This is a genomic window from Okeania sp. SIO3I5, assembly GCF_010672085.1.
Taxonomy (GTDB): Bacteria; Cyanobacteriota; Cyanobacteriia; order Cyanobacteriales; family Microcoleaceae; genus Trichodesmium.
Genome location: NZ_JAAHHT010000255.1, coordinates 1 through 13,197 on the forward strand (window position 1 = coordinate 1; position 13,197 = coordinate 13,197).

Sequence of the window (13,197 nt, forward strand, 5' to 3'; positions counted from 1 at the left end):
TATGACTAGAGACTCTTGCATAAGCGATAACTGGCTTACTTTTGGGATTTTCTTCATCAATGCAGAATCGTCGCTGGTTTCCGGGAGTTCTAATACTGTCAAGCTTTCCTTCATTATCCCATCGTCTGAGAGTGCTGATGTTGACACCGTAATATGCTGCTGCCTCTTTCGGCGTGACATACTTTTTCATACCTGATTAAAATTTACTAACTATATATTAGCAGCTTTTAAAAGGTTTGACAAGGTTTTTAGTTAACTATTGTTGCTCTGAGAATTTTAAGTACCAAGCTTTGAATTATCTACGTTCTAATCTTGATAACTGTCTATTTTGTTGAGCGTACATTTCTCGCAAAATCAAACCAGGGTCTACCCAGCGTCCCCCATATTTTAAACCCCAATGAAGATGGGGGCCACTGGTTCTACCAGTCATTCCGACTCTCGCTATTCGACTTCCCGCAGGTAACACTTGACCTTGAAGTAGCATAATTCCACCACCACGGTCTATTAAATAACGACGTCCGTTACGAGTTTCTACACTTCCTTGAACGTGACAGTAGACGTGCTCCCAATAACCTGATTGAATTATAATGCCAGTACCACACCGACGGTCTTCCCAAACTTCGACAACTTTGCCAGTCCACCAACTTCGGATATAGCTTCCTAGGGGAGCTGCTAAGTCTAATCCATAATGGAAACCTCCGCCACGAGGGCCAAAGGGTGATGTGTATCCTTGAAAGTTTTCTACGGGGAAGGAGGCGTTTTGCCAGTTGTTGACGTAAGTTATTTGTTGGTTAGTAATTTTCGCTTCTTGTGCTTTGACTAATTCTTGTTTTACGCCTAAAGTTGCTATACCAAGTACGATAAATCCTAGTAGTAATAATTTTTTTTGGGGGTGACGTAAACCCTGCTTTAAGGTTGTAGATAATTTATATAAGGGATTTTTTATAGGATTTGACATATTTTTTGACTTTTAAATCATTGATGGTAATAGATAATGTGATACACCTGAATATTCTAGAAATATAGAACGGAAATTTAGTGTTTTTGTTATTAGTAAATATGATTGTTAGGTAAGTATTTCCTGGGAAATGCTGCACAAACAACTGTCAGCTTTTAACTTATTATTTTTGCAGGAAGAATCAGAATTAAAAGATTGACGGAAAATTAAAAGTTACTGTAAAACCATCTTTTCCTAATCTTTCTGATTACTGAACTTTTCGAGTTTATGAGATACAAAAATATAGGGTATTTAAAGAGTAAGTCGGAGGAAATAAGCATATTGAACTATACTTTACTATCTTCATGCATTGCTGCAATTACTTGGTGCAAGATTATTACCAAGGAAAAGCTGAATGCCTAGATTGTAAGTTCTTAAAATTCGATGATTGATAAATTGACAATTATATTATTAGGTGGTAGTAAGCAAAAAAAGACAAGTAAATGGGAGTCATTTCAGTTATCAGTTATCAGTTATCAGTTATCAGTACCTTCTGCTGTTTGCTCCGCATGACCTAGGAAACCAGGAGGCTTGAAAATACTGAGTTGAACTTTTTCTCTTGGTTGATTGGATATGGCGAGGAAACCTCGCCATCCCACCCTACGGGAAGCTCCGCTAACGACCGCTTTTTATCCTCTTGAAAGAGGAGGCTTGAAACCAAAATTTTTCGGTCAAGATGACAAAATCATTTAACACCGGATGTATTGTACAGTAAGAAGTAACTTTTTGAGACGAATTTAAGTACAGATAACGAAAAAAAATTAAATTGGTATTTCAATCGCAAATTCAGCTCCTTTTCCAGGAGAGGAAATACACTGGATTTTTCCTTTGTGCTGTTCAACAATAATTTGATAACTAATTGATAATCCTAAACCTGTACCTTTACCAACTGGTTTAGTAGTAAAAAAGGGGTCGAAAATTTTAGAGAAATTTTCCTCTTTTATACCTAAACCATTATCAGAAATATAAATCCCAATCCAATCATTTTCTAATTTTTCTGTTCTGATACAAATTGTTGGCTGTTCTTCTACAAATTTGTTTTGATAAAATTTTATTTCTAGGGCATCAATTGCATTATTAGTAATATTCATTAGAACTTGATTTAATGCACTAGCATAACAATGAACTAGAGGTATTTCAGCATATTCTTTAATTACTTTAATTTGAAATGGTTGATTTTGTAAACGGGCTTGAAGAATTATTAATGTACTGTCAATACCTGCATGAATATCTACAGATTTTATTTCTGCTTCATCTAGGCGAGAAAAAACCCGCAATGATTTGACAATTTCACTAATTCGGTTCGCTCCTCCGGCAATTGAACCTAATAATTTTGGCAAATCTTCCTCAATATAATCTAATTCTATCTCTTCAATTTTTGCTGCAATTTCATCAGCTAAATTTTGGTGATTTTCCTGAAAAATATGAACTAAATCTAATAAATCTTTTGTATATTTATCGACATGATTTAAGTTACCTGAAATAAAGTTTACAGGATTATTAATCTCATGGGCAACTCCGGCAACCATTTGTCCTAAACCAGACATTTTTTCCGATTGAATGAGTTGGGATTGAGTATTTTTCAATTTTTTTAGAGTTTCTTGTAAATAAATATTTTGCTTTTTTAGAGCTTTTTCAGTTAACATCCGCTCAATTTCAGCCGCAGATCTAGCAGCGAATATTTTTAATATAGATTCTTGTTCTTGATAATTGTGTTTTAAAGGTTTAGTATCTAAACATGAAATATGACCGATGTTTTTTCCATAACTATCTACAATCGCAATCCCTAAATAAGCTTCAGCTTGCAAAGTTAATAAATCTTTATCTTCTGGAAAAATTTGTTGAATTGAATGGGGATAAATTTTGATACCTTTGTCATAAAGAATGCCACAAGGAGTTCCATAAAGATCGTATTCAAAATTAGGAAGAAAATCATCTCCTGACCAAAAAGCTAATACCCTAGCTTTTTGCGGATCTGTGTCTAAAAATTCTGCAATTAGTGCGTATTTTATTTGCAAAACTTGAGCCAAATATTGAACGCAAGCTTTAAAAAATTCTGGACCAATTTTAGATGCAATTCCCGCAACAATAAGTTTGAGATTATATTTCCAGTCAAAATTATCAATTGTCATTACATTTATTGAGGATATTTAGCTCAGAATGTACCTATAATAACTTATGTAATTTTAGATTTTTAATCGAGAATATCTCTGTGGATAATTTTTGGATTTCCTAATTCTAAGACTAGAATTTGCCAAAAATTTTATACTTTTCTGAAATTTGCTATAATTCAAAAATTTAAAATTTTGTTGAATAAAATAATTTAAGATTTTAAAAAATGATACTAGAAGAAATTTTTCCGTTTAGGTTGGCCATAGATGCCACAGCGATCGCAGGTGCATCTTTGTGGTCTTTAGGTTTATATTGGGGTCTTTCCCCTCAGAGTGAGTGGGTAACATTGCAACTTAACCGTTGGTTTAATTTTGCAGAAAGAGCGTTGTATATATCTGAAGAGGAATTTGAAAAAACGCGCAAAGCAAGAGAATCTCAGAATGCTTTTTATGCTTCTATTTTTAGTATTGTGCCTTTTTTGATTGTAGGAAGTTTGTGTAACTGGGGTGTCGAATTTGCTTTAGGTAAAAGTTGGTCAATTAGTGTGGGGATGATTACTTGTATAACCTGTGGTATTTATGAATTAGGAAGACGGGATAGTAAATCTTAATTAATTAGGGAATAGGGAGTGTGGGAGGTGTGGGGAGTGTGGGGAGTGTGGGGAGTGTGGGGAGTGTGGGGAGTGTGGGGAGTGTGGGGAGTAGAAAATAGTTAGTAGGTGAATTATCAAGCTCTATATATTATGAAAATAGACCAAAAGTTTCCTTTCCCGACTGATGTAGAAACGGCGATCGCTATGCAAGAAAAACTGCGTCATCAAGTAATAACTGAAGACCAATTTGGAAGTATTAAATATATAGCTGGAGTTGATGTTGGTTATAGTAATAATGATGGGATTACTCAAGCAGCAGTAGCAGTTTTAAATTTCCCAGAATTGGAATTGAAAGAACAAGCGATCGCTCAACGTCCTACTTCTTTTCCTTATATTCCTGGTTTATTATCTTTTCGGGAAATACCTGCTATTTTAGATGCTTTAGAAAAGTTAAATATTATTCCCGATTTGCTTCTTTGTGATGGTCAAGGATTGATTCATCCTCGTCGATTTGGTGTAGCTTGTCATTTGGGAGTTTTAGTTAATATTCCTAGTATTGGTGTAGCTAAATCTCACTATATTGGTCAACATGATTCTGTTGGTTTAGAAAAAGGTAATTGGCAACCATTAATAGATCGAAAAGAAGTTATTGGTGCAGTTGTCAGAAGTCGTACGGGAGTTAAACCAATTTATGTTTCAACTGGTCATAAAATTAGCTTGATAACTGCTATTAATTATGTCTTGAAATGTACTCCTAAATATCGGTTACCAGAAACAACTCGTTGGGCGGATAAATTAGCTTCTCAGTAGACATCTACAGAAAAGAGGGAACAGGGAACAGGGAACAGGGAACACTTAACTGAGGGGAGTAATTGATAATTTATCAATAATAATTGATTTGATTTTTGATTATAACCAGATCTCTAGTAGCAAAGAAGAAGGAAGAGGGAAGAGGGAAGAATAAATAAGTTAAAAAATTGTACAGTAGACTTCAGATTAATATTGTATAGTTAATGGGTTAGATATTTTTTGCTTGTTCTCTATCTGACTATTTATCTTTCCTATTCCTATGAGATAAATATAACAGTCCTAAATGGTTTGTGAAAAAAAATTGCAGAGGTTTAGTTTTTTCATCCCAATTTTTACTTGGGGAAAGGAGACCAAACCCCTACGACAAAATGTTGGAACTTACTTACTATTTATCTTTCCTATTCTTATGAGATAAATATAATAGTCTAAATGATTTGTGAAAAAAAATTGTAGGGGTTTAGTTTTTTCATCCCATTTTTACTTGAGTTTGGAGACCAAACCCCTACGATAAAATGTTGCAACTGAATTTAGGATTACTATAGTTGTTCAATAAATACTTAGAAGTCTACTATGGAAGTAAAATATGCTCTTGTTCACGAATGGTTAACGCCTAAAGCAACTGGAGGTTCGGAACTGGTTGTTAAGGAAATTCTCAAGCTTATTAATGCAGATTTATATGCTTTAATTGATTTTGAGTCGAGCAATCCAGAAAGTTATCTTTATCAACGAAAAATAGGCAAAACATTTTTACAAAATTTGCCTTTAGCTCGTAATGGAGTACAAAAATATTTACCTTTATTGCCAATAGCAATTGAACAATTTGACTTGGGAGAATATGATGTAATTCTCTCTTCTTCTCATGCAGTTGCTAAAGGTATTTTGACTACACCTTATCAACTACATATTTGTTATTGTCATACTCCTATGCGTTATGCTTGGGATTTAACTTTTGATTATCTAAATAGTAGTAAAGTTGGTAAAGGTATCCCTGGAATTTTTACTAGATATCTTTTACATAGACTGCGGGAATGGGATGTAATTTCTGCTAACCGAGTAGATTATTTTATTGCTAATTCTCAACATACCGCCCGCAGAATTTGGCGTTGTTATCGACGTGAAGCTGAGGTAATTTATCCGCCAGTAGATGTGGAAAAGTTTCCTTTTAAATCTCAGAAACAAGATTTTTATCTGACAGTTTGTAGATTAGTAAGTTATAAAAAAATATCTTTAATTGTAAGAGCTTTTAATCAATTAGGACGAGAATTAATAGTTATTGGTAGTGGCGGGGAATTACATAAATTACGTCTTATGGCTAAATCTAATGTCAAAATTATGGGTTGGCAACCTGAAGAAATAGTCGTTGAATATATGGCAGAAGCAAAAGGTTTTATTTATGCTGCTTGTGAAGATTTTGGGATGGCTTTAGTAGAGGCACAAGCTTGTGGAACACCTGTTATTGCTTATGGTGTTGGTGGAGCAACTGAAACAGTTTTAGATATGAGAAAATATCCAGATTCAGCAACAGGTTTGTTGTTTGCTGAACAAGCAGAAAAAGCTTTGATTGAAGCGGTGGAAAAATTTGAAAATTCTCAGGAATATTTTCATCCAGAAATTATCAAAAAGCACGCTGATAAATTTTCTCAAACAGTATTTCAAAAGCGGTATTTAAGTTTTGTGGAAAAGTGTTATAGCGCTACGCGCTAGGGAATAGGGAATAGGGAATAGGGAATAGGGAATAGGGAATAGAGAATAGTAAAGTGTCAAAGGGTTTTTCGTATAGGGAAATGCGAGCAAACAGGATTTAGAAATGCCCTAATCTTTGCTTCGACTGCTATATCACGAAGGCAGAGGGCAGAAGACAGAAGGGAAAGAATAAGGTTATTAGGGCTTGGTGATTAAATCTAAAAGTATTGACTCCTAAAGGTTGAGCGCCTTTTTATCGTCAGAAATACCTGGTGCGTGAGCTGCTTCATGCTTAAAAAGTGAGGATGAAAGGGTTGACGCGAAGGAGAAAAATCACGAATTAAATTCTTCCTCCTGCCTTCTGTACGGACGTTGCTTGAGCATTAATGCGTTTTCCGTTCCGGAATGCTGCGCTTTCCATGTCGCTCCGCGTTAACTCGTTGTGCGTTAGCTAAACGTCCCTACCTCATTCCTCCTGTCTCCTGTCTCCTGTCTCCTGACTCCTACCCTTACTTATAATACTTTTTCAGCAAACCCTAATTATTCAAATAGAAGTTTCCAAAATACTTACCAATTCGGAAATTTCTGTAATTGATTTTATCGCCTCATCTGCTACAAAATTATGAACATTAGTGGTAGGATGTACTTGATCAAAGAATAAAAAATTATCAGGATTATTAGGACCTGAAGCTAAGAAACTATCTGTGAAATTTGTAAAGCCAAAATTATCAGGATTAGCAATTATATTATCAACTAAAGTTTCAACATCAACATTAATAATATTAATATTGGGGTCTTGTTCTAATATTGGGGTAGCTGCTGCTAAGGCAGCATTATGAGCTTCACTTAATAAAGTCAATCCCTGTTGTTGTTCGGGAGGAAGAGTCTGTGCAAGTGGAGTCAGTCCTAAGTCTGGTATATTCGGTAAAACAAAATTTCTGGCTCCAATGCTGGCAAGTTTATTTACTGCTACTGATAAATTACCGACATTTGAGAGCACATCCAAATTTTCACCGCCTAAATAATCATTCGATCCTGCCGACACTACATATAAAGCATCTGGATCGGTGGCGGGAGTTTGTGCAATAAATTCATCAATTTGTGTTTGTAAACCTATCAAAAGTGGGGGCGTTCCCTCTGGGACTGGTAATAAGTCGTTGCTAGTATTGATAATTCCTGTTGTTGCTCCATTGACAGCAAAATTAATGTCAGGGTTAGATGTGAGTGCTAACTGAGGCGCGAGAGTTTCTACCCAGAGGGGACCGTTGCTGGTACGCCCCTCAAAATAGGGAGGACTTGGTGGCAACAGACCGCCAGTAGCTGCAAAAGCATTGCCTGTATCAGACAAACTATCGCCAAATACATAGATATTGCTAAATAACAGACGTGGCAACCGACCTTCAAATTGACCAGAGTTGAGAAAGTGTTCTGTGGCAGTAAGTGGGGAAGTTGCTATTGCTTCGGCGACACCTGGGTAACGATCTAGGTAAAAACTGGTGTTGAGTAAAACACTGGGGTCTCGTTGTTCAAACTGACCAAAGTTGATAAAGTGTTCTGTTGGGGTGAGAATATTTTGTTCGACAACAGTTGCAACGCCTGGGTTAGCGGCGAGATAGAAGTTGGTATTGAAAATCGCACTGGGGTCACGACGTTCAAATTGACCGAACCTGATAAAGTGGAAAAGACCATCGCTGATAGTACCATTGGCAACTGCTTCAGCTACTTCTGGGTTGGTTTCGAGATAGAATTGTTCGTCAAATAGTTGGTTTATTGTTAATGCCATAGTTTATTAAGTCAAAAGTTAAAAGTCAAAAGTCAAAAGTAAGGTTTTATAGGTTCAAAACTTTGACGCTACAGTAATTTCAGGGAAATTATTTCACGTTTCAGTATATGAGTATAAGAATAGTGTAGCCTAAATTAATGAAATTGGTGTTACTTTGATTTTTTCTAGCTTACATTACAGCACCTTTCAGATTGATGAACCACATTGTTACAAGCAAAATTCTGTAGAGGCGATTCGCTTGCTCGCCCCTACTGTAGTCTACCGACATGAAAACTGCTGTAATAGACATCTCCAATAATAAAAAATCAAATCAATTATTTCCGCTTATATCAAATCCGCTTAATTCGGTAGAAAAAATGTTCCATCTTCAAGCATTACCAAATCTCCCCACACTTCCCACACTTCCCACACCTCCCACACTTCCCACCCTTCCCACACTTCCCACACTCTTTTTACACCAATGCTACCGAATTTGATATTACTCCCTACTCCCTACTCCCTGTTTAATGATAATACAATTTCTGCCAATTTTTGTGCTGCTCCTGGTTTACCCCGTAAACTGCGGAGGCGATCGCTCATTTCTACCAACTTTTCTGGATGACTCAAAAATTCTAACACCAACTCTGCCACAATTTCTGGTTTGAGTTTTCCCATCAACTCTGGCACTATTTCTTCTTTTGCCCAAATATTCGGCCAAGCAAACAGTTGCCCTTTGCGCACTACTAACCAATTAATGATGGTAGCAAAGGCAGCACCAACCCCAGGTAAATTTGCGAGTAACCCTGGTAAACCATCCCACGCTCTCATAATATCTAATTGTTGAGTGGGTAATAAAACTATCATGGGAACTGCTAACGAACCCAACTCAGCAGTGTTGGCACCAACAGTAGTCAAACAAAGGCGACATTGGGAAAGTAGATCATAAGCAGGAGTGCGAGTTATCAATTCTATTTCTACTCCCCCAGTTGTCACCAGTTTGGGATTTTTAATTTCCCAACCTGCTCGTTGCTCTCTACTTTCTGTTTCCTTGCTATCCAAAGAAGGTGTTAATAATTTTGCTCCCACACCACCCATTTTTTCAATTGCTGGATTTTTTTTTGGGTCTGCAAAATTAGCTAAAGTAGATAATTCAAGGGTGGGAGCAACTGGAATAATAAATTTAGTTTGCGGACGAATTTTGTGGATATGTTGAGCGATCGCTAAAGTTAAAGGTACACCTAAAGATAACTTAGTAGGTTTCGATCCAGGCAATAACCCAATTAACTCTACGCTACTTTCCCCGTTAGAAAAACCACTTCTGACTTCTGACTTCTGACTTATAACTTCATTACTGCTTCCCAATTCTGAATTCTGAATTCTGAATTCTAAATTCTGACTTCTGACTTCATTCATCAAATCTCCGACTACGGTAAATTTATCAGCATATTTTGGAGGCACCTGAGCAACGACTTCCTGCTTCATCGCGCCAAATTTATCTATCCAGCGCCACCATCTGGCATCCCACTCAGCATAAATAACAGTGCGATAACCCAAACGTTTTCCCGCCACAACAGTAAAAAATTGGTCGCCCCCCAGAAATAAAACTACTCCTTGAGGATACCAATGCCAATTTTCTGCCGTTTTACCCCAGAGCAAAAACCGCCAAAAATATTCTGGTGCTTGTACCCGGTTTACTTCTGGATAGGAAGTAGCGATCGCTACTTCTTTTCCGGTAGCATGGGGACAAGGAGAAAGAATAACAGAAATTCTTAGATCGATCTTTGCCTGTTGCCGTAACTGTTGTACAACAGGTCTTACCCAGGTAATTAATTCTCCCGGACCATTTGAGAGAATGACAATATCAACTTTCTCCATGAGGTATAGGTAGTAGGTATTAGGTCAACTTTTCTAGTTTATAACAATTTCATCAAGTTAGATTACTGGAGTGATACAGCTAAAACTGTGTATTAGGGAGTAGGGGGCGATTCGCATTGGTGGAGTATGACCGAGGAAATCGCCCCTACGGTAGGGACGTTTAGCTAGCGCACAACTCCGTTAACGCGGAGCGACATGTTTGGGTAGCATTCCGGAACGGAAAACGCATTAATACTCAAGCAACGTCCGTACGGGAGTGGGGGAGTACGGGAGAAAGATTGTTGTTGGGTTTATCCTACGGATAAGCTCCGAAGATAGTCCCTCAACTCCACCTACATCTTTAACTGACTAAATTATTTGTAACATTTTTTGTTCAGGCATAGTCAGGACTTACGCAAAACCACCATATCTAGTAGTGGCGACTCGCGATCTAGTAGGGGCGCTTCGCGTTTGCGCAGCATTCCGCAGGAAAGCGCCCCTACAGATGGTGTATGATTTGATATGCATGACTTTAGTCCTAATACTATTATAGCAATTTATATCATGTCCGGATAATTAGGTATAATAAAACTTCAAAGAGCGATCGCTCTTTAAAGAGGAGGAAGTTATATCATGTCCGGATAATTAGAGATCACAAACTTCTTTCTCTTTCCTCCTGGGAGGGGTTAGGGGTGGGTTAACTCCTATCTCCTGTCTCCTGTCTCCTGTCTCCTGACTCCTCCCTCGTTATTTATAACTATTTAACCGGACATGATATTACTATAAATATGTCACAAATAATTTCAAACTATATATTGACCAATACTCCTATTACAGCAATTTCTTAGTAATGAGTGGCAGTTCAAGCATCCTGCTTGTTACAGACTAGAAGACTGAACTGCAAAGATATAGATCAATCTTCAACTGTACCTTAGCATCCTCATGCATTGCTGTAAACCATTCGATAACTTGACAAATTGGCAATAACATAAAATCTTTGATAAAATAAAAGGCATGGCTGAATAATTGTATAATTTTTAGTAGTGAGTTATTAGTAGTTATAAAAGCTTTTTTGCTCAGTATTAATACTGCCTAAATCACCAATCTCATACCTAATTTTAGCCAAGTCAAATTAAATTAATAAGTATAGCTATGAACTTAACTATAAGATCCTTAAGCGATTACAAAATTAGCAATTTAATACATGATAGTAGTCGCACTCTTGTCTATCGCGGAGTGACTAAAGTAAACTCTCAACCAGTAATCATTAAACTGCTCCGTTCCGAGTTTCCTTCTTTTAATGAATTAGTTCAATTTCGTAACCAATACACTATTGCCAGAAATTTGTATCTTGAAGGTATAGTTCAACCATTGGCTCTAGAAAGGGAACGTAATGGCTATGCCTTAATTATGGAAGACTTTGGCGGTATTTCTTTAGCTGAATATTATCAGAAATTGTCATCTGATGCTAAAGACATATCCCAATTTTTAGACATAGCTATTCAGATAGCAGAAATTGTCTATCAATTACACCAAAATCGAATTATTCATAAAGATATTAAACCAGCAAATATACTAATTAATCCCGAAACTAAACAAGTAAAAATTATTGACTTTAGTATTTCTAGTCTTTTGCCAAAAGAAACTCGAACTATTCAAAATTACAGTGTATTAGAAGGAACTTTAGCCTATATTTCACCAGAGCAAACTGGTAGGATGAATCGTGGTATAGATTATCGCAGCGACTTTTATTCGTTGGGTGTAACCTTTTTTGAGATATTAAATGGAGTATTACCATTTGAAACTACTGATCCAATGGAATTAGTCCATTGTCATATTACCAAAACTCCTCCGAAGTCAGACTCTCAACTACCGACTGCCCTGGTAGATATCGTTCTCAAGTTGATGGCGAAAAATGCTGAAGACCGTTATCAAAGTGCCTTGGGTTTAAAATACGACTTGGAAAAATGTTTGAGACAATGGCAAGCAAAAAGAAAAATAGAGTATTTTGAGTTGGGAGAACGGGATATTAGCGATCGCTTCCTGATTCCCGAAAAACTCTATGGCAGGGAAAAAGAAGTGGGAGCTTTACTAGATGCATTTAATCGGGTTGCAATCCCCTCTCAATCCCCCCTTGGAAAGAGGGGAGGTTCAGAAATTATGCTAGTAGCAGGATTTTCTGGGATAGGTAAAACAGTAGTTGTTAACGAGGTACACAAACCCATAGTCAGGCAGCGGGGATATTTTATCAAAGGCAAGTTTGACCAATTTCAGCGCAATATACCTTTTTCTGCCTTCGTGCAAGCATTCCGAGACTTGATGGGACAACTTTTGAGCGAAAGCGACGCACAATTGGAGGAATGGAAAGTTAAAATACTTAAAGCGGTAGGGGAAAACGGAAAAGTAATTATTAATGTGATTCCAGAGTTAGAAAAAATTATTGGTGAGCAACCTCCCGTTCCCGAACTTTCTGGCAGTGCAGCACAAAATCGCTTTAATCTGTTGTTTTCCAAATTTATTCAAGTATTTGCCACAGAAAATCATCCTCTAGTCATATTTATTGATGATCTTCAGTGGGCAGATTCGGCATCGTTAAAATTGATGCAATTGGTGATGAGTGATGTTGAGAGTGGTTATCTGCTGCTATTAGGAGCTTATAGGGATAACGAGGTGTTTGCTGCCCACCCATTAATGCTCAGTTTGGATCAAATTGCTAAGTCGGGAGTGACTTTGAATACTATCACCCTTGCTCCCTTGAATCAAAAACACCTGAATAATTTGGTTGCAGATACTCTAAGTTGTGGAGCGCAACAGGCGTTACCATTAACAGAATTAGTTCATCAAAAGACTAAGGGAAATCCGTTTTTTGCTACTCAGTTTCTCAAAGGATTACACGAGGATGGATGGATTAGTTTTAATTTTGATGTAGGTTATTGGGAATGTGACATGACAAGAGTTCGGGAACTATCATTAACAGATAATGTGGTGGAGTTCATGGCGGGGAGGTTGCACAAATTACCAGAAGCAACTCAGGAGATATTGAAATTAGCAGCTTGTATCGGCAATCAGTTTGATTTGGGGACTTTGGTAGTGGTGAAAGAAAAGTCTGAGGTGCAAGTGGCAAGTTATTTGTGGATAGCATTGCAAGAGGGATTAGTTTTACCTTTGGAAGAGACTTACAAATTTTTTCAAGGAACTCAGGAGAAAGAAAAAGCTTTAGTTGAGGAGACTTCAGTCAGGTATAAGTTTTTGCACGATCGCGTTCAACAAGCTGCTTATTCTTTGATTGCTGAGTCTGAAAAACAGGCGACTCATTTAAAGATTGGTAGGTTGTTGTTAAGTAATACTCCTGAACAGGAGCGGGAAGAGAAAATTTTCGATCTAGTT

9 protein-coding genes are annotated in these 13,197 nt (G+C 37.1%); 4 read left to right on the plus strand and 5 right to left on the minus strand.

The genetic code is table 11. The features are described from left to right. The 3 genes from F6K40_RS33735 to F6K40_RS33745 form a co-directional block, all read right to left on the minus strand. The coding region (locus tag F6K40_RS33735) for a MerR family DNA-binding transcriptional regulator (RefSeq protein ID WP_293142552.1) at nucleotides 1-190 on the minus strand (190 nt) is incomplete at its 3' end. Between the two features lie 105 nt (nucleotides 191-295). Continuing rightward, a complete protein-coding gene (locus tag F6K40_RS33740; protein ID WP_293142555.1) occupies nucleotides 296-958 on the minus strand; it encodes a M23 family metallopeptidase in 663 nt (220 codons plus the stop codon). 800 nt (nucleotides 959-1,758) lie between these two features. Beyond that, nucleotides 1,759-3,129, minus strand: coding sequence for a sensor histidine kinase (locus F6K40_RS33745; RefSeq protein WP_293142558.1), 1,371 nt, complete (start codon nucleotides 3,127-3,129; stop codon nucleotides 1,759-1,761). A 209-nt stretch (nucleotides 3,130-3,338) separates the two neighbouring features. Between F6K40_RS33745 and F6K40_RS33750 the strand changes: the two genes are divergently transcribed. From F6K40_RS33750 to F6K40_RS33760, 3 genes are all read left to right on the plus strand, one after another. Further along, nucleotides 3,339-3,719 carry a hypothetical protein gene (locus F6K40_RS33750; protein WP_293142576.1) on the plus strand — a complete coding sequence of 127 codons (381 nt, stop codon included), beginning with the start codon at nucleotides 3,339-3,341 and terminating at the stop codon, nucleotides 3,717-3,719. 132 nt (nucleotides 3,720-3,851) lie between these two features. After that, nucleotides 3,852-4,511 (plus strand): deoxyribonuclease V, encoded by a 660-nt coding sequence (gene nfi, locus F6K40_RS33755; RefSeq protein ID WP_293142561.1) that lies wholly within the window; start codon nucleotides 3,852-3,854, stop codon nucleotides 4,509-4,511. A 570-nt stretch (nucleotides 4,512-5,081) separates the two neighbouring features. Then, a complete protein-coding gene (locus F6K40_RS33760; protein WP_293142564.1) occupies nucleotides 5,082-6,215 on the plus strand; it encodes a glycosyltransferase in 1,134 nt (377 codons plus the stop codon). A gap of 523 nt (nucleotides 6,216-6,738) precedes the next feature. Here F6K40_RS33760 and F6K40_RS33765 read toward each other — a convergent pair. Further along, complete coding sequence (locus F6K40_RS33765) at nucleotides 6,739-7,977, minus strand: SGNH/GDSL hydrolase family protein (RefSeq protein ID WP_293142567.1); 1,239 nt, start codon at nucleotides 7,975-7,977, stop codon at nucleotides 6,739-6,741. A 492-nt stretch (nucleotides 7,978-8,469) separates the two neighbouring features. After that, nucleotides 8,470-9,831 carry a glycosyltransferase family protein gene (locus tag F6K40_RS33770; protein ID WP_293142570.1) on the minus strand — a complete coding sequence of 454 codons (1,362 nt, stop codon included), beginning with the start codon at nucleotides 9,829-9,831 and terminating at the stop codon, nucleotides 8,470-8,472. Between the two features lie 1,131 nt (nucleotides 9,832-10,962). On the opposite strand from F6K40_RS33770, the gene F6K40_RS33775 reads away from it, so the two are divergent. Beyond that, nucleotides 10,963-13,197 (plus strand): ATP-binding protein (locus F6K40_RS33775; protein WP_293142573.1); only part of this gene is annotated, 2,235 nt, incomplete at its 3' end.